12 protein-coding genes are annotated in these 18622 nt (G+C 71.6%); 3 read left to right on the forward strand and 9 right to left on the reverse strand.

Going from position 1 to position 18622, the window contains the following annotated elements:
- From ACYVOM_RS21995 to ACYVOM_RS22015, 5 genes are all read right to left on the reverse strand, one after another.
- On the reverse strand, nt 1-3003 hold the full coding sequence (locus ACYVOM_RS21995) for a hypothetical protein (RefSeq protein ID WP_460305336.1): 3003 nt from the start codon (nt 3001-3003) through the stop codon (nt 1-3).
- Entirely contained in the window at nt 3000-5069 is a 2070-nt protein-coding gene (locus tag ACYVOM_RS22000; protein WP_460305337.1) for an Hsp70 family protein, read from the reverse strand. The genes ACYVOM_RS21995 and ACYVOM_RS22000 overlap by 4 nt, the downstream gene beginning before the upstream one ends.
- A gap of 44 nt (nt 5070-5113) precedes the next feature.
- Entirely contained in the window at nt 5114-6790 is a 1677-nt protein-coding gene (locus ACYVOM_RS22005; protein WP_460305338.1) for an Hsp70 family protein, read from the reverse strand.
- Nucleotides 6787-7380 carry a nucleotide exchange factor GrpE gene (locus tag ACYVOM_RS22010; RefSeq protein WP_460305339.1) on the reverse strand — a complete coding sequence of 198 codons (594 nt, stop codon included), beginning with the start codon at nt 7378-7380 and terminating at the stop codon, nt 6787-6789. The genes ACYVOM_RS22005 and ACYVOM_RS22010 overlap by 4 nt, the downstream gene beginning before the upstream one ends.
- A gap of 386 nt (nt 7381-7766) precedes the next feature.
- The gene (locus ACYVOM_RS22015) at nt 7767-9296 is read right to left on the reverse strand and encodes an MDR family MFS transporter (protein WP_460305340.1); all 1530 of its coding nucleotides are present in this window, start codon (nt 9294-9296) and stop codon (nt 7767-7769) included.
- A 104-nt stretch (nt 9297-9400) separates the two neighbouring features.
- Here ACYVOM_RS22015 and ACYVOM_RS22020 point away from each other — a divergent pair, with 104 nt between their 5' ends.
- Nucleotides 9401-10150, forward strand: a complete 750-nt coding sequence (locus tag ACYVOM_RS22020) for a TetR/AcrR family transcriptional regulator (RefSeq protein WP_460305341.1) — start codon at nt 9401-9403, stop codon at nt 10148-10150.
- Nucleotides 10151-10190: 40 nt separating this feature from the next.
- Here the strand turns inward: ACYVOM_RS22020 and ACYVOM_RS22025 are convergent, their stop codons facing one another.
- Nucleotides 10191-11246: an NAD(P)H-dependent amine dehydrogenase family protein gene (locus ACYVOM_RS22025; protein WP_460305342.1), complete on the reverse strand. Its 1056-nt coding sequence runs from the start codon at nt 11244-11246 to the stop codon at nt 10191-10193.
- Nucleotides 11247-11539: 293 nt separating this feature from the next.
- On the opposite strand from ACYVOM_RS22025, the gene ACYVOM_RS22030 reads away from it, so the two are divergent.
- On the forward strand, nt 11540-13477 hold the full coding sequence (locus ACYVOM_RS22030) for a WD40 repeat domain-containing serine/threonine protein kinase (protein ID WP_460305343.1): 1938 nt from the start codon (nt 11540-11542) through the stop codon (nt 13475-13477).
- A 153-nt stretch (nt 13478-13630) separates the two neighbouring features.
- On the opposite strand, the gene ACYVOM_RS22035 is transcribed toward ACYVOM_RS22030, so the two are convergent.
- A complete protein-coding gene (locus tag ACYVOM_RS22035) occupies nt 13631-13954 on the reverse strand; it encodes a hypothetical protein (protein ID WP_460305344.1) in 324 nt (107 codons plus the stop codon).
- Between the two features lie 357 nt (nt 13955-14311).
- On the opposite strand from ACYVOM_RS22035, the gene ACYVOM_RS22040 reads away from it, so the two are divergent.
- Nucleotides 14312-15712: an FAD/NAD(P)-binding protein gene (locus ACYVOM_RS22040; protein ID WP_460305345.1), complete on the forward strand. Its 1401-nt coding sequence runs from the start codon at nt 14312-14314 to the stop codon at nt 15710-15712.
- A gap of 15 nt (nt 15713-15727) precedes the next feature.
- On the opposite strand, the gene mftF is transcribed toward ACYVOM_RS22040, so the two are convergent.
- A complete protein-coding gene (gene mftF, locus ACYVOM_RS22045; RefSeq protein WP_460305346.1) occupies nt 15728-17200 on the reverse strand; it encodes a mycofactocin biosynthesis glycosyltransferase MftF in 1473 nt (490 codons plus the stop codon).
- A 243-nt stretch (nt 17201-17443) separates the two neighbouring features.
- On the reverse strand, nt 17444-18559 hold the full coding sequence (locus tag ACYVOM_RS22050) for an NDMA-dependent alcohol dehydrogenase (protein WP_460305347.1): 1116 nt from the start codon (nt 18557-18559) through the stop codon (nt 17444-17446).
- Nucleotides 18560-18622 lie beyond the last annotated feature (63 nt).

The following is an 18622-nucleotide window of genomic DNA, read 5'->3' on the forward strand; positions in this document are numbered from 1 at the left end:
TCAGACTGCGCCCTTGCGCAGCTCCACGCGCTCGGCGTCGGAGGGATCGGCCGTGAACAGCCTGTGGTGCAGGCCCGGGGAGCGCGGCAGGGCATACCGGGTTCGAACGGCCGCGCGGCTCGGCGGGAGCGCGAGCACGACCTCGCCGTCCGCCCGGGTCGCCGGTTCCCGATCAGGGCGGGCGACGAGCGTCAGCGCGGGCAGATCGAGCGGCGCGTCCGCGACCAGGACGAGTTCGGCCCTGCGCCTGGCGGCGGTCACTTCGTACCGGATCCCCTCCGCGGGACGGGCCGCGGCCGCGGAGACCCCGGAGGTCGCGAACTCGGTCTGCGCGTGCGCGACGGTCAGCGCCACCATGACGTGGAGTCGCGCGGTGTCCGCGGGGACACGGAGGAAGCAGCCCCCATGGGCCTCTCCTTCCGAACGCGGGACGACCTGGGTGTTCTGGCAAGCCATGATGTCGGCGATGGCGCCCTCCGCGCTCCAGCCGACGAGGGCCCGCCGGCCGCCCGACGGCCAGGTCCAGCCCAGCAGGGCCCGGTCCCCGTCGAACTCGACCGCCAGGCCCGCGACGTCGGGATCGGTGACGTACCGGCGGACCTTCCCGACATGGACGCGGCCGTCCACGATGAGGACGGGGACGTAGGTGAAGAAACGGTCGTCGGGCGACGTGACGAGGTCGACGAAGGGCGACGACGTCCCTGGCAGGATCCGGCCTCCCGGCTGGAAGCCCGCCTCGTCCGCGGCGTCGCCCTCGCGCAGTGATCCCGCCCCGCTCTGGGAGATGATCCGGACCACGCCCCGGTCGGGCTCCGGGACACGCAGCTCGACCCGGTGGCTGTAGAGGTAGGCCCCGGCCGCTCCGGTCACGGCGAGCGGCCCGGGCGGCGTCGGCCGACTGCGCGGCGAGATCTCGACCATTCGCCCTTGCGACCAGACGGGCGCTCCGCCGTACCCCGCGAACCGCGCGCGGGCGGTGTAGCGGTAGACGGCGCCGTTCACGAGATCCCTGTCGACGTGCCCCACTCCCTCCGAAGGCAGCCTGACGGGTGGATCCGCCGAGCCGACCCGCTCCCTGACGATCTCCATCCGGTCGCAGCGGCGCGGTGGTCGCCAACTCACCTCCACCTCCCCCTCGCCCGCCCGGCAGGTGAGCTCGGGGTCCGCGGTGACCAGCACGGGCGCGGCGACGGCGGGAGCGGAGAAGGCGCCGAAGCGGACGGCGAACACCGCGTACGTCAGGGGAACGCCGACCGACTCGTCGTCGGGCCTGTCGCGCCAGGACCCTCCGTCCGTCTTGGCGACCCGCCTCCGCCCCGGGAGGTCCTCGGGAGTGTTCGGAGGCTCCGGCCCGGTCCCGCGGACGATGACGTAGGAGACCCCCGACTCACCGGTCTCCGTCCACGTCACGAGGACGCCCGTCTCCACGTCCTCCGCGGCCGCGCGTGCGACGCGCGGCGGCTCCGGCGGGATCCGCATGAGATCGCTCCTGGCGGGAGCGTAGTCCTCGCACAGGCTCAGCGCCTCGGAGAGCAGGTCGACCCGCCGGACCCGGTCGAGGCCCGGGCGTCGGGCCTGCTCGCTGAGCCGCCGCACGCGGGCGAGGATCTCCTCTGCTCGGGCCAGCGACGCGTCCCGGTCCGGCAGCCCGACGGGCGCCGTCTGGAGCATCCTGCTGACCTCGACGAACCTGCGGGCCTCCGAAAGGACGGCGATGTCCGCGGCCAGACGGGAGAGCCGCTCGGCCCCCTGGGCCAGCCGGAGCCGCGCGTCCCTGAGCCGCGCCGCCAGCGGGTCGGCGCTGGTGGCGGGCAGCCTCCAGATCCGGGCGGCCCGGTCCAGCAGGGCCGCGGCCTCCTCCCCCCGCCCGGCGTCCGCCGCCTCGGCCGCCTCGGTCAGCAGGTCCTCGACCCGCTCCCGCAGCCCCACCGGGAACCCGCAGCGGCAGCCGCCGCGCCTCGGCTCGACGCGGCCGCACGCCGGACAGGGATCTCGCAGAGAGAAGGCGCAGTGGGCGCACACCGAAGCCTCGGGTTCGTTCAGCTCTCCGCACCGGGGGCAGTGCACGAGGCGGTCGACCTCCTCGGCTGCTTTCGGCCCGGGCAGCTCCAGAGCCCAACGCCGGGCCGTCAGGTCGTCGCGGAGGAAACCGAGCGCGAGGTCGAGGTCGCGCACGCCGCGCCGCTTCGCCTTGACCAGGAAGTCCTCGACCTGCGCGGCGGTCATCGCGCGGGCCGTGCCGAGCACCTCGGTGTACCAGGCGACGAGTTCGCGCAGGCTCTCCAGCCGCATGGAGGCATCGTGCCTGCGACGCCCCTCCTCGGTGGCGAAGTGCTTCTTGGCATGGCCGCTGAGGTCCTCGCGCGCCTTGACGGCAGGGTCCGACTTGTTCTTGCGCTGGTGCTCGCGCAGGTAGAGCCGCTCGGCGGCGGCGACGAGAACGGTGACCGGACTGCGCTCGGTGACGCTCTCGTCCACGGTCTTGAGCACCTCGTAGAGGCTGCTGAGCTGGGCGGTGCGCAGCAGTTCCCGCAACTGCCGTTCGGCGTGCTCGTCCAGGCGGTCGGCCGGGACCGCGGGACCCGGGTCCTTCACCTCGACGGCGTCCAGCCGCCGAGCGAGCGCGGGTGAGGAGGCGAGGACCTCGGCGAAGTCGTCACGCAGCCCGTCGCGCTCGGAGAGAAGGAGGTGGCCGCGCAGCTCAAGAAGGTCGAGCCTGTCCTTCAGCTCCCGCCGGGCCGCCTCCAGGGCGGCCCGCTTCTCCTTCTCCGCCCCCTTGCGCTCCGCCTCCCGTGCCTCGGCGTCACCCATCACCCGGGTGATCTCACGCAGAAGGTTCAGGTTGCGCTTCGCCTCGACCGTCCCCGCCAGGGTCTTCGGGCCCGTCGCCGCACGCGTCCAGGCGTTGCGCCGGGCGGCGAACGCGTGCTGGAAGGCCTCCTCGCTCCAACGCGCGGCGGGGTCGAGCTCCAACAGGAGGAAGAAGTTGACCCTCCCGGTCATTTCCCGGACTCGGTGATCTCACGGGCGATCGTGCCGAAGACCGCGCTCAGCTCGCCCTCGCGGGTGAAGAGCGCCTGCTCGTCGGAGGAGGCTATGGCCTGGAGGAACCTTCGGTCGGCGCCACCGAACCCGACCGCGACGACCTCGATCCCGGCGGCGTGGCAGGCCTTGGCCCGGGAGATCGCCTTCCCCTGGTGGCTCCAGACTCCGTCCGCCAGCACCACCGCGAACCTGCGGTGCTGATCCTTCTTGAGGAGCTCCCTGATCTTGTCGAAGGGGTCGGTGTCGTTGCCGTATCCGGTCGCGCCGACGCTGAGCCGGTGCACCGCCCTGTCGATGGACGCGCCGTTGTTCGTCGCCTTCAGCGCCACCTTGACCGAGTCCGAGAAGCCGATCAGGCCGACGGCGGTCGTCGTCAGGTCGAGTTGGCCGACGAACGTCCGGGCTGCGTCCTTGGCCGCCCTGAGCGGGCCTCCGGACATGCTCCCGGACAGGTCGAAGGCCAGGTAGACGGTCATCGGCTCACGTCCGGCGTCGGCCTCGGGCGGCAGCAGGAACCGGGCGGGGACGTCCTCGGGGAGCTGCTCCACCTTGACGTCCAGGCGGGTGCCGCTGGTCCGGTCCACGGCCTCGACGCCGACCAGCGCGTTGTCGTCGTAGGCGTAGGTGACATCGACGACGGTCTCGCGCCGCCCGCCCTTCTTCGGGAACCCGGTCACGAGGTAGCGCCCCAGGTAGGCGCAGTCCTCCACGTCCTCGGTCTCTCCCTGCGTGAGGAAGACCTCCATCTCGTCCGAGGCGTCGCCCTTGATCCGGAACTTGTACGGGCGGGTCGCCGCCGACGGGATCCGGGTGTTGCGCGGGAGCAGGACGCTGTTGACGTAGCGCGCGCCGTCCGCGCTCTCGGCGATCATGCCGAGGCTGTGCGCCACGACGTTGCCGACCTTGCGCGGCCCGCCGAGCCGCAGGATGGGCTCGGCCGCCGCGGCGCCGGGCAGCCGGAGGGTCTCCGCCTCGGCCTCCAGCAGCAGGGCCGCCTGCGCCGCCGCGCCGAGCGCGACCGCGTGATCGGGATGAATGCCCGCCATAGGCGGCTTGCCCGACATCTCCTCGATGAACTCGCGGATCATCGGCATCCGGGTCGAGCCGCCGACCGGCAGGACGCCCGCGACGTCCTCCCAGGCCGCGTCCGCCTCCTGGAGCAGCTTGCGGGTGAGGTGGCCGGTCATCTCCACGAGGTCCCGGGTCGCCGCGGCGAAGTCCTCGCGCGTCACCGCGGCCCGGATCGTCCGGCCCCCCAGAGCGACGCGCAGCTCCGCCGAGCGGCGCGCGGACAGCGTGTGCTTGATGCGCTCGGTCTCGACGAGCAGGACTCCCGGGTGGGCGGAGAGCAGCTCGCTCTCCTCTGTGGTGAGCCGCCGCATCACCTCTCCCGCGAGCCGGTCGTCCCAGTCCCGGCCGCCCAGTTCGTGATCGCCCTCGGCGGCGACCACCTGGAGGGTCTCGGCGCCGATCTCCACGAGGGAGATGTCGAAGGTGCCGCCGCCGAGGTCGTAGACGAGCACCCGGCGGGTCTCCTCAGCCGGCCGCAGCCCGTAGGCGAGCGCGGCGGCCGTCGGCTCGCTCATCAGCCGGAACACGTCCAGGCCCGCGAGCCGGCCCGCCCTGAGCGTCGCCTCCCGCTGCGGGTGGGTGAAGTACTCCGGCACCGTGATCACGGCCCGGCGCACAGGCACTCCCAGCGCTTCCTCGGCCTGCCGCTTGAGGTGCGCGAGGACCTCGGCCGACAGCTCCGGCGGCGTCCAGTCCCTCCCTCCGCCGGGGAAGGCGAAGGACGCGTCGCCCATCCAGCGCTTGAACAGGTGCGCGACCTCGCCGTCACCTTCGCCCTGAGCGGCCTTGGCCCCCGCCCCGACGACCGGGTCCCCCGAGGCGCCGAACCCGACGACGGACGGGGTCAGCGCCTCTCCCAGCGGATTCGGAATGATCTCCGGGACTCCGTCGCCGTTCACCCAGGCGACGGCCGAGTAGGTGGTGCCGAGGTCGATGCCGACGGCAGGTTCCATGGGGGATTCCCTCCTCAAGGCTGCGGACCGGACGCGCCGTCGCCCTAGCCGACGACGCGCAGAGCGCTCGCCCGGGTCCTGGCCTGCTCCTCCTCCTCGCCGGACAGCACCCGGTCGGTCTGGAAGAGCGCCTCGACGGTCCTGCCCCCTTCCGCGAGGTCCTTGCCGGTGATGTGCAGCCTGCCCTGGTGGTCGAGGCGGAACGTGACCTCGATCGGCGAGCCCGCGGGAAGGTTCTCGGTCATCTCCAGGACCGCCGTGGTCACCTCCTCGCCGAGGTCCAGGTCCCTGACGATCCCGTCCCTGGAGGTGTTCTCCATGATCTTGATCTCGACCTGGGCGAGTCGGTCGTCGCGGGTGCCGAACCTCCGCGTCGCCTCGGCCGGCAGCGCCTGCTGCGCCAGGACGAGGTTGGCGATGACCTCGCTGTCGTCGCGCGTCAGCGCGAGCACCCCGAAGCTGTGGCTCGCCACGTTGGTGACCTTCATCTGCGAGAACTTCTGCACCGTGCCGAGGCGCAGCCCCAGATCGTCGGCGACCGCCTCCTCCGCCGCCGCGCGCACCTCCGCGGTCGCGGCCGAGACGTCGACGTCCTCGCGCTTCTGCGCGGTGTCGCGGACGATCCGTTCGATGATCTTCTCGGCGATCTTCTCGTCCACTTCGAGCTTCTGGCCGTAGATCGCCGCGCCCTTCGCCACCGAGAAGTCGGGCTCGAACGACTCGATCTCGAAGCCGAACTCCTTGCGCAGCCGCGCGGTGACCTGCGGCATCTTGGTCGATCCGCCCACCAGCAGCAGCCGGTCGACCACCGGCGACCCCAGCTGCGCGGCGGTCTCGATGACGTTCTTGGTGAACGTGATCGTGTTCTCCAGGAGGGACGCGGTCAGTTCCTCGAACTTCTCGCGGCTGAGCGCCACCGCGGTCTGCTTGCCCTGGTGGACGACCTGGATCTTCGTCTGGGGAATGGCCGTCAGCGTCTTCTTGGCGCTCTCGGCGCGCACCCAGAGGTCCTGGAGCGTGTCCGGGGCGCTCATGATCTCCTCGGCGCCGTGCTCGGCCTCCCACAGAGCCGCGCAGTACTTGACGATCTCCTCGTCCCAGTCGCGCCCGCCGAGCTCGTCGTTGCCCCCGGTGGCGACGACGCGGATGGTGCCGCCCTTGACCTCGATGACCGTGATGTCGAAGGTGCCGCCGCCGAGGTCGTAGACGAGGACCGTCTGGTCGCCCTTGTCGAGCATCCCGTAGGTGATCGCGGCAGCCGTCGGCTCATTGATGATCTCGAGCACGTCGAGGCCCGCGATGCGCCCTGCCGCGGCCGTCGCCTCGCGCTGCGGCACGTCGAAGTAGGCGGGGCAGGTGATGACCACCTTGCCGGGACGGACCCCGTCGTTCTGCTCCGCGTCGCCGACGACCTTGCGCAGGATGTAGGAGGAGATCTCCTCGGGGGAGATCTCCTTGCCGAAGAACTCCCGGCGGAACCCGGGCTTGCCTATCTCCCGCTTGATCATCTCGACCACGTTGTCGGCTTCGAGGACCGCGGCGTTCTTGGCCTCGCGGCCCACCACCCGCGTGTCCTCGTCGTCGAAGAGCACGACCGAGGGCGTCGTGTTCTCCCCTTCGAGGTTCGAGACCACCACGGGCTTCCCGCTCGCCTCGTCCACATAGGAGATACAGGTGTAGGTGGTACCCAGGTCGATTCCGTACACGCGGTCGGCGGTCATCGGGGGGCTCCTTCCTGGGACGCGTCGGCGGGCGCGTCGGCTTCCGGTTCCACGGCGGACTGAACTCGGGTGAAGCGATAGGCGCTCACCCATTCCGGGCGCAGCACGCGGTCCCCGTCGGCGAACCCCGCGCGCAGCCGGACGGCGACCTTGCGGTCGAGCGCTTCGTCGGTGGTGTCGATCCGGCTGAGGACCCGCTGACGGGCCCTGTCCACCGCGTCCCCTTCGACGGTGAACCGCTGGACGCCGTTCCTTTCCAGGATCTGCTCGACCGAGTCCCGGAACATGGCGAGGTCCGTGGCAGGACCCGCCGGATCGGCGGCCTCGACGACCTGGAAGAGGTCGTCGTAGAGGGTGACGAGATCCAGGAGCACGGGGCGCAGGATGCTGCGGTGGAGGTCCTGCCGATGCCGGGCGAGCTCCTCGCTCATCGCCTCGACGTGCCGCTCCCGGACCTCGTCGTAGCGGATCTTGGCGTCGAAGACCTCCTGCAGCCTGCGCAGCTCCGCCACGACCTGTCCGAACTCCGCGGTCGGGTGCCCGGCCTCCGCCTCTCCACCGGCCTCCTCGGCAGAAGCATCCTCATTCATACAGTCCGTCCCGGATATCCGTTAAGTCCGTCTCGCACCCATGACTCAACTGACACTTCATCACAGATACTGAGAAATCCGCCCAGTCATCCGACACAAACCAACGATCAATACTTCTCCTATCGGGACGAACTCTCCTAATCTCGTCACAAGAAAGGCCAAGCCCCAAGCTCCGCTCAGTCCCAAGGGATCGATGCGGCACCTCGGTCGGTGCGGGTCGCGGAGATTCCGAATTCCGGGGCGTTGTCGCGTTCCGACCGGCAATCAGGGCGAGCCTCCAAAAGGCATACGCCTCTGCCATCGCCATCCTGCGATTTCGGGAGGATCCGGATTTCCCGACCCGCACGCGGTGATCGAGTCCAGCGCGCTTGAGGTGCTCGGTCGGGTCAGCGGGCGGGTTCCTTGGAGGTCTCCTCCGTGGCCTCGGGGTCCTTGGTCGGCTCCTGGTCAGGGGCCGCGGCCGGGGCGGGGAAGGAGCGGGGGATGAGGAGGATGGGGAGGATCGCGGCGGCGGCTATGGCCAAGGCCCACCAGTAGGTGTGGGTGAAGGCCGAGGTGAGGAGTTCGGCGACGGCGTGGGGGAGCTCGCCGGGGCCGGAGGAGAGGGTGCCGTCGCTGCCGGGGACGCGGTCGGTGATGGCGAGCTGGAGCAGGACGGCCATCGCGGCGACGCCCAGGGAACTGCCGACCCGCATGCCGATGTTGCTCGCGGCGGTCGCGGACGGGACCTGGGCGGGCGAGAGGGTGCGGTACATGCCGCCCATGAGGGCGGGCATCATCGAGCCGTGGCCGACGCCGATGAGCAGCAGGATGCCGAGCAGCACCGGGATCGGCGTGTCGTAGCCGATCTGGGTGTAGCAGAAGATGCCGAGCAGCACGACCGGCAGACCGGTGAGCGCGAGGCGGCGTGAGCCGAGCCGGTCCACGAGCCGCCCGGACAGCGCCATGGTGATCATCGCGCCGATGCCCATCGGGGCCGTCATGAGGCCGGACTTCAGCGGCGAGAAGCCGTGCACCACCTGGTAGTAGAGCGGGAAGAGCACCAGCATGCCGAAGAGCGCCGCGACGTAGATGAAGAACGCAAGGTTGACGACGCTGAACGTGCGGTCGCGGTAGAGCCGGACGTCGACGAGCGCCTTGTCGCCGCGCCGCGCCGCGTGCGCCACGAAGACGGCGACGAGCACGAGGCCGAGCAGCGCGCTGCCGAGGACCTTCAGGCTGACCAGTTCCTCGCCGTTGCCTGCTTCGGCCATGCCGTAGACGACGAGGGCGAGTCCGGGCGACAGCAGCAGGAGGCCGAGCCAGTCGAGTTTGGCGGCGGCGGCCTGGCGGACGTCGGGTTCCAGGAACCGGACGGCGGCGACGAGCGCGACGACGCAGAACGGCACGTTGATGAAGAACAGCCAGCGCCAGCTCAGGTGGTCCAGCAGGAAGCCGCCGAACACCGGGCCGAGGACGGGCGCGAGCATCGCCGGCACGGCGATGACCGCCATGACGCGGCCCATCCGGTGCGGGCCGGCCTTCTGCGCGAGCATCGTCTGCCCGATCGGCATGATCATGCCCGCGGCGAGGCCCTGCAGGACGCGGAAGACGATCAGGCTGGTGACGTCCCAGGCCAGTCCGCACAGCGCGGAAGCCGAGACGAACCCGATGAGCGACAGGATCCACATCCGCTTCGCCCCGAACCGGGCGACGGCCCAGCCCGTGATGGGGATGCTCATCGAGAGGGCGAGCGTGTAGCCGGTGAGCACCCATTGGATCGTCGTCAGGGAGGCTTCGAAGGCCTCCGCGAAGGACTTCACCGCGACGTTGACGATCGTGGTGTCGAGGATCGTCATGACCGCGCCCAGGAGCACGACGATGGCGAGCCTGCGGAGTTCGGGGTCGAGACCCTCGTCTTGTGTCTTTGTTGCCATGGAACGTCCTAAACGCATGAGGGGGTTTCGCAGGATGCTCTGGGGGGTGGCTTCGCTACACTGTAGCGCTTAGCGATACGCCGTACGAGATCTATCATGGTGACATGCGCTCGAACGTCGATCCCCCGGACACCGGGGCAGGGGCGGGCCCTGTGTGGACCCGCGGCCGCGCGCGCCAGCGCCGTCCGCTCTGCCGCGCCGACATCGTCCGGGCGGCCATGGAGATCGGCGACGCCGAAGGACTCGCCGCGGTGTCGATCCGCCGGATAGCCACGCACCTCGGCGCCCGCGCGATGAGCCTGTACAGCCACATCGACAAGAAGCAGGACCTCTTCGAGCTGATGATCGACGAGCTCCTCGCCGAGATCCTCATCCCCGACGGGGAGATGCCGAAGGACTGGCGCGCCGCGATCAGCGAGATCGCCCGCCGCGAGCGCGCGATGATGCTGCGGCACCCGTGGGCGGTCAAGCTCGTCAACCAGCACACCACGATCGGCCCGAACCGGCTGCGTCATCTGGAGCAGTCCCTGGAGGCACTGGACGAGCTGGGCCTCCCGGCGGAGAAGGCGGTCCAGATCGTGCACCACGTCGACGCCTACATGGTCGGCTGCGCCATGCGCGAGCTCACCGACCTCGAGATGTTCCGCCGCTACGGCGTCACCAAGGCCGACGCCAAGTCCGCCGCCCTCCCCTACCTCCGCGAACTCGTCGCCGAGGGCGACTTCCCCCGCCTGGCCCCCCTCATCGACCGGGCTCCCCACCACCCCGACCCCCAGGAGCGCTTCGAACGCGGCCTGTCCTGGCTCCTGGACGGCATAGAGCACACCTTCGCCCCCCGAACGAACAAGCCCTGAGAGGGCTGCGGGACGCGGCGTCCGCCGGGGGCGCGCGGCGTCAGGAGGTCAGGCGGGAGGATTGGGTGGGGAGGTCGGCGTAGGTGATGATGCCGGGGCGGGCGGCCACCACGTCGGAGATGGCGTTCACCGGGGGCATCGCGGTGATGACGGAGCCTATGGCGAGCATTTCCTCCAGGGACATGGCGGACATGTCCTGGGGAAGGACCTCGACGCGGAGGTTGACCTGCGGGTGGCCGCGGACCTCGATGAGGTAGGCCATGGCGACGTCCCAGGCCGGGTCCAGGTCGGGCGTGATGGTCCAGCGGACGCGGGCCGTCACGAGGTCGGCGCCCCCGCGGGCGCCGATCCAGCGGACGTCGAGGCCCGCGACGGTTCCGGCGGCGACGGTGCGGCCCGGGATGTCCAGGTCCTTGGCGGCGTGCGCGAAGGAGACCTCGCAGCGGATGTCGTCGAGGACCGCGCCGAGGAGTTCCGCGGTGGCCTCGACGGCGTCGGCGAAGGGCGCGGTCGCCTCCCGGACGGCGTCGGCGTGGCCGGGGTCGCCGGCGGGACGGCCCCAGCCGAGTCCGTCCTGGTTGGCGTCGGCCGCCCACAGCCCGATGTCGAACGACTCGAAGATCTCGACGTGGTCGACGGTGCGGCAGACCCCGGAGGCGACCGCGGCGAGCTGGTCGGCCCATCCGGGGTTGACGCCGCTGCCGAACAGGCTGGCTCCGCCCGTCAAGGCGGCCTCCTCCAGGGCGGCGCGCACGGCGGGGCCGTAAGCGCGACCGGTGAGGAACGACGCGGTGGTGACGACGTTGACACCGGCGCTCAGGAGCCGCGTCAGGTGATCGGTGTCGGGGTGGAGCGGCATGTAGAGGACGCAGTCGGGGGCCAGCGCGATGATCTCGTCGAGATCGCCGGTGGCGCGCACGCCGAGCGGGCGGCCGAGCCTCGCGAGTTCGCCGGCGTCCTTGCCCGCCTTGTCCTTGCTGTGCGCGAAGACGCCGACGAGTTCGAGGTCGGGGCGTTCGGCCACGGCGGCGAGCGCCTGCCGCGCGATGTTCCCGGTCGTCCACTGGACGACGCGGATGGGACGGCTCGCTGCCACGGTGCCTCCTTGCCCGGCCGGCGGGCCGTCCGACGGCGGGACCGCGAGCGTAGGATTTTTTTCTGACCACGGTCAACATTTCGGTGGCCCCTCTGACCACTGACTGGCCGGTAGCGGACGCGCCCTTGAAATTCCGACCCTGGTCAGCTTTCACGGCCCACGCGCAGGGCAGCGCCCCGCAAGTGACCGCAGGACGACCTTCAGCCCAAGAACCGGTGAACAGCCGATGAGGCTCTGGCCGAAGCCGTCCGGGCGACCCTAGGGTCGGGGGCGTCTCGGAGAGGGGGCCCGCGGTGGCGGAGATCGGCGGCTACCGTCTCGCCCGCCTGCTCGGCACGGGCGGGCAGGGCTCGGTCTACCTCGGCGAAGGCGACGCCGGGCTCGTCGCGGTGAAGGTGCTGCACGAAGGCTCCGCCAGAGACGGCGACGCGATGCGCCGCTTCCTTCGCGAGGCGGAGATAGCGCAAAGGGTGGCGCCGTTCTCCACCGCGAGGGTGCTCGGCGCGGGCGTGCACGAAGGCAGGCCGTACATCATCAGCGAGTACGTGCCGGGGCCTTCCCTCGACCTCCTCGTCCGCCAGGAGGGGCCGCGCACCGGCAGCGCCCTGCAACGTCTCGCCGCGACGACGCTCAGCGCGCTCGCCGCGATCCACAGGGCGGGGATCGTGCACCGGGACTTCAAGCCCGCCAACGTCATCCTCGGGCCCGAGGGCCCCGTCGTCATCGACTTCGGCATCGCCCGCGCCGTCGACCAGGCGGGGACGCGCACCGGCTCGCTCGGCACCCCCGCCTACATGGCGCCGGAGCAGTTCGGGCAGGGGGCCGTCGGGCAGGCCGCCGACGTGTTCGCGTGGGCAGGGACGATGGTCTTCGCCGCGACCGGGCACCGGCCCTTCCCCGGCGAGACCATGCCCGCGCTGCTGAACGCCGTCCTGAACGCCGCGCCGGACGTCTCCGGGGTGCCCGAGCCGCTGCTCGGCGCTGTCCTGCGCTGCCTCGACAAGGATCCGCGGGCGCGTCCTACGGCGGACGGGCTCTACGCGCTGTTCACCGGCCACTCGGCGCCTCCCGCGCCCCGGCCGGCTCCTGAGACGGTGCCCGTGGTGCCGCCGCCGATGGGTCCCCCCGAGACCGTCGCACTGCTTCCGCCGCGCCGCTCCCGCACCGTCGTCTGGCTCGCGCCTGTGGCCGTCGGGCTCGTCGCGGCGGCCGTTGCCGCGTTCGTCTTCTGGCCCGAAGGCACCGGCGGACCTTCCGAGGCGGGCACACCCTCCGTGTCCGTGTCAGCATTCGGCGCGCCGGTGGGCGCCCCACTCCTCGACCACGGCAACGACATCCGCGCCATCGCCGTCGGCACGGTCGACGGCGCCGCGGTGGCCGCCAGCGGCTCGGACGACCAGACCGTCCGGCTGTGGCGGCTGGGCGACGGGGCGGCCGAGAGCCGGGTGCTGAAGGGGCACACCGGCTGGGTGCGCGGGGTCGCGTTCGGCTCCCTGCAGAGCGCCCCGGTGGTCGTGAGCGCCTCCGACGACGACACGGTAAGGATCTGGGACGCCTCCGACGGCTCAGAACTCGGCGTCTTCACCGGACATACCGGCGACGTGAAGGCGGTCGCCGTAGGAGACGTCTCAAGGAAGGCCGTCGCGGTGAGCGGAGGCGCCGACGGCGTCCTGCGCGTCTGGAACCTCGCCGACCAGGTCGAGACGGCCCGGCTGTCCGGCCATGCCGGGACCATCTGGTCCGTCGCCCTGACCGAGCTCGACGGCGTCCCCGTCGCGGTCTCGGCGGGCGAGGACGGCACGGTGCGCGTCTGGGACCTCGGCACCGGCGCCCAGCGCGCTGTGCTCACCGGCCACAGCGGCCCGGTCCTCTCCGTCGCCGTGCTGCGCGTCGGCGGCCGTGCCCTGGCCGCCACCGGCGGCGACGACGGCACGATCCGGTTCTGGGACCTCGGAGCGGGTACCGAGGACGGCGGCCCGATCAACGCCGGAGAGGGCCCGATCTGGGCGGTGGCGGCGGGCACGTCCGGCGGCGCGCCCGTGGTGGTCTCCGGCGGCGAGGACCAGACCGTCCGCGTGTGGGACGCCGTGTCGCGCGCCGAGATCGGCGAACCGTTCGCCGGGCACACCGACCGCGTCTGGTCCGTCGCCTTCACCGACCGCACGGGCTCGCCGCTCGCGCTCAGCGGCTCCCGCGACAACACCCTGCGCGTGTGGAGCCTGGCGCGCTAGAGCGGGACGGGGCTCTGCCGGTCAGGGTGCCTTCGCCGCCGCGGCCGGCTGGCAGCGGGCCGGGTTGTCCAGGTTCGGTGCAGGGGTGGTGGCCGTGGGCGCGGACGATGTCGACGCCCTGCTCGTTGGTGAGGAAGCGCAGGAAGCCCGCGGTCAGCGAGGCGGCGGCCGGCCTGCCGAACGTGTAGGCGTACTCGGTCTCCCAGAAGGGGTAGGTGCCGGCCTCGGAGTCGTGCTCCCGGTCGACGAGCCGGATGGGAGGAAGCCTTCGCGGCCCGCGGCCGGGGCCCAGTCGTCGTACTCGCCGCCGTAGATCTCCCGGATGCGTTCGCGGTCGATCGTCTGGACCCCCAGGTCCGGGTGGCCGACGAGGGTGAACAGCGTGAAGGCGACGTGCCGCGGCACCGCGTTCGCGTGGGTCTCGACCTTCTCGCCGTCGGAGAAGGCGATCTGGTCGGGCCGGGCGAGGTCGTCCACTCCCGCGCCGCTGCCCTCGAAGGAGTAGGTGAAGCGCGCGTCGGGGCACAGGTCCGCGCTGCCTGGGCGCCCGTTCCGTCGCGTTCGAGGACCACGAGGACCTTGTAGTGGTCGGTCCGGTTCAGGGCGACCCGCGGTAGAATGAGTTCGCCGCCCTCGGCGGACAGGCCGGTGCGGAAGTAGCGGCGCAGGTTCTGGTTGCTCAGTTCGGTGACGAGCATCCCGGCGACGCGCCGCCCCGGGAAGGTGAAGGTGAGCCCCGCCGGTCCTCCGTCCGGATGGCAAGGCTAAGTCGATCCTCCGGCGGGACAGAGATTGTCTATCTATCCTCTGGGAAATATGGGTTATTCTCTGGTCATGAGCGAGAGCAGGCAGAACGCGGGTCCGGTGATCGTCATGGTCGGTGGGGGAGCGAGTGCGGCGCTCACCGCAATCCATCTCCTCCTCGGCGAACGGGAGGCCGAGCCCGCCCGGGTCGTCATCGTCGACCGGGAGGGAAGGCACGGCCTCGGCCAGGCCTACTCGACCACCGATCCCGCGCACCTGCTCAACGCGCCCGTCGCGAAGATGAGCGCGCTCGCCGAGGACCCCGACCATCTCCTGCGCTGGGCGCGCGCCCAAGGGATCACCGCCGAGGGCTCGGACTTCCTGCCCCGCCGTACGTACGGGCGGTATCTGCGCGACCTCCTCGACGAGGCCGGACGGCGTCGTCCCGGTCGGCTCACCGAGATCACCGGCGAAGTGACGGACGTCTCCCCCAGTGGCTCCCGCTGGAGGGTGTCCCTCGCGGACGGCGCCGTCTTCGACGCCGACGCCGTTGTCCTGTCCACAGGCAACCGGGCGCCTACGGCATGGCCGTGGGAGCCCGAAGGAGACCCCCGATACGTCGCCGACCCCTGGGCTCCCGGCGCGCTCGACCGGATCGACGCCTCCGGCGACGTCCTCGTCGTCGGGACCGGCCTCACCATGGTCGACCTCGCCACGACCCTGACCTCGCGCGACCCCGACCGGGTCGTCTACGCGGTGTCGCGCCACGGGCTGCTCCCCCGCCCGCACCGATGTCCCAGCCCGCCCGCGGTGCCGTTCAGCCCGCCCTCCGGCGACATCACCGTCGCCGACCTGCACCGGATCTACCACGAGGCGGTCGAGCGGGGCGACGGCGAGTGGCGCGGGGTCGTCGACGGGTTCCGCCCGCACGTCCCTGAGCTGTGGGGGCGCCTCAGCCTCCAGGAGAAGCAGCGGTTCCTCACGTTCTTCGCGCGCGGCTGGGAGGTGCGCCGGCACCGCGTCCCGCCGGCGTCCGTCGCCCGGATCGACGATCTGCGCGCCACCGGCAGGCTCCGCATCGTCAAGGGCTTCCTGGACGCCGTCACGGCAGGTCCGGACGGCCTGGCCGTCGCCGTCGACACCGACGGCCTCCGCCGCGAGTTCCCGGTCGGCTGGGTGGTCAACAGCACCGGACCGGCCGCCGACCCGCGCACCGACCCGCTCCTGCGCGGCCTCATCGACGCGGGCACCCTCGCCGCCGACCCCTTGGGCCTCGGCCTTTCCGCGGACGGTTGCGGCTGCCTCCTCGGGCCGGAGGGCGAATCCCGTCCGGGCCTGTACACGCTCGGCCCGACGCTGCGGGGCCTGCGCTACGAGACCACGGCCGTCCCGGAGATCCGCGCCCAGGCGGCGCACCTCGCGGCCGTGCACCTCGCCGAGTACGACGTGCCCGCCGTCCGTTCGTCCGCCGGACGGACCGTCACGACCTGAGCGGGGCCGCCGCCATCAACCGGGCTTCTTGCGCTCCGCGAACGGCATCCGTATGCGCGGCAGTAGGGGCGCGAGCGTACGCGCACGCCAGGCCGACGCCGTGACGCCCGAACCGTAGGAGACGTCCTCCACCAGGCGCAGGGCCGTGTACCGCACCGGGTCCACAGCCGGGCGCTCGGTGATCCACTCCAGGGCGATGGGGGCGAGCATCGCCGCGGAGGCCGCGCGCGCCAGGCGGCTTCTGGGCGATGCGGCCAGGCACGCGAGCCCGAGCGGCCACCACTCGCGCCGCAACGCGTGCCCCAAGGCGGCGGCGTCCGCCGTGACGCCCTTGGCGACGATGACGGTGCTCAGCTTCCAGTCGTCGGACGTGCCCTTCAACGACCGGCGAAGGAGGAACGTCGTAGCGGCGACGCTCACAGCCGCCGAGATGGGCCGCCCGTACGTCGCCAGGCCGAGCGTCGCAAGGTTCCAGGCGGAAGGACGGGCGGGGACGAGCCGTCCAGGGTGGCGGCTCTCAAGATCGGGTGCAGAGGTCCCGTACTCGTGCCTTCTCCTGGCCCAAGCCGTCGGGTCGAGCCTCGGCGTGTGCGCCACCCGCGCCTCCGGCTGGTACCTGACGTGCCAGCCGAGATCGGCGGTCCGCCAAATGAAGTCGACGTCCTCGCCCAGCCTGAGGTCCGCGTCGAACGCGGGGGCGCCGAGGGCCGCGTTGCGGACGAGGAGCGTCGCGCTCGGCACGAAGCCGAGCTTCGCGCCGGGCCTGACCAGCGCGGGCTTCGGGCCCATGTCCAGCGCCGACCGGGCCGCCTCGTAGCGCGCGAGCAGCCCGCCGTCGGCCGCGTCGGGCACGACCCGTGGGGCCACGACGGCGACCTTCGGGTCGGTGAAGTACGGCATGAGGACGTCCAGCCAGCCGGGCTCGGGGCGGCAGTCGGAGTCCACGAACGCGGTGAACGCGGTGCGGACGAGGCGCAGCCCGGTGTCGCGCGCGGCGGCCGGGCCCTGGTTCTCGGCGTGCCTGACGAGTCTTGCCCCGTAGGCCTCGGCGACGCGGCGCAGCGGCTCCGGATCGGGTGAGGCGTCGTCCACGACGATCACCGGAAGGCCGCGGACCGCCTTGAGCGTCCCTTCCAGCTCGTCCGGCCGACCGTAGGCGGGGACCACAACGGTGACGTCATGGGGGCCGGGCGCAGGCACCGGGATAGGGCGCGCGAAACCGTGATCCAGAAGCTGACGCGCCAGAGCGCGCCCCAACGGCGAGCGGAAGACGACCCCCTGCCTACCCGCCGCGCGCAACTCGGCGAGCAGCGGCACCGCGGCGGCGCCCATGCGAACGACCTTCCACGGCGAGCCTCCTGTCGCCACCCTGTCGCCGGACCACAGGGACGTGCCTTGGTCCAGCGCGATGCCGAAACCCTCCGGGAGGGCTGCTTCGGCCCCGGAAGGCGGCCGGCTCGGTTCGGCGGGCAAAGGCGGGTTCGTCATCGGAGATCCTGAGGAGATGGGAGAGGGACCGCGACCCATCCCGCCGCGGTCCCCGGGGAGAGCGGTGTCCCGTGTGCCTCCCCGCCCGGGGCGACGGGCGGGAAGGCACACGTTCGACCGCCGTCCGCCGGACGGACGCGGCGCGCCCGTCCGGCGGTCGACGCCCGGCAGGTTACCGCCGAAGGATCATCGTGGACCGTGCTTCTCCACGAGGATTCCGGACGGATCGGCCGGGAGGGCGGATCAGGACTGGAAGTCGATCACGCCGCGGATGTTCACGCCCGCGTGCATGTCGGCGTAGGCCTGGTTGATGTCCTCCAGCCGGTACCGGCGGGTGACCAGTTCGTCCAGCTTGAGGGCGCCCTGGACGTACATCTCCAGGAGCTGCGGGACCGCGGCGCGCGGGGAGTGCATGCCGTACAGGACGCCCTGGATGCGCTTCTCGCTCATGGCGATGTCCATGAGGTTGAGCGGCACGTCCACGGTGTCCGCGGGACCCTGGGCGGTGACGACGACGGTGCCGCCCTTGCTGATCGTGGTGAAGGCGTCGCCGACGTTCTGGCCGTTGATGATGCCGACGGTCACGATCGCGGAGTCGGCGCCCTGCCCGTTGGTGATGCTCCGGGCGAACTCGCCGGCCTCGTGGATGTCGGCGAACGCCTCCGTGGCGCCGAGCTTCAGCGCCGTCTCGCGCTTGAACTCGACCGGGTCGACCGCGATGATGCGGCCCGCGCCCGCGTGCTTGGCGCCCTGGACCGCGTTGATCCCGATGCCGCCGATGCCCATGACGATCACGACGTCGCCGGGCTTGACCTGGCCGCCGTTCACCGAGGAGCCCCAACCGGTCGGGACACCGCAGGCGACGAGGCACGCCACGTTCAGCGGCACGTCCTCGCGGATCTTGATGACCGACAGCTGGTCGTAGACCTGCCAGTTCGCGAAGGTGCCGAGCAGGCCGCCGGTGGCGACGTCCTTGCCGTCGTAGTGCATGCGGAAGGTGCCGTCCATCTGGCTGCCTTCGAGCATCTTGGCGCCGTTGTCGCACAGCACCTGGATGCCCTTGGCGCACCACTTGCACCGGCCGCAGGCGGGGACGAAGGAGGTGATGACGTGGTCGCCCTCCTTCAGGTCGGTGACGCCGGGGCCGACCTGGCGGACGATGCCGGAGCCCTCGTGGCCGCCGCAGAACGGCAGGTGGGCGACCGGGATGTCGTTGACGGCCATGTGGTCGTCGGAGTGGCACAGGCCGGTGGACACCATCTCCACCAGCACCTCGCCGAATCCGGGCTCGTCGAGTTCGACGTCCCGGACCTGCCACTTGCCTGGCTGCTCCAGCAGCATGGCGGCGCGTGCCTTCATTTCCATCTCCTTCGATGAGTTCTCTTCGGCGGACGTGCATCCGCCGAAGAGCGGGGGGAACCT

This window comes from Actinocorallia aurea (assembly GCF_054783995.1).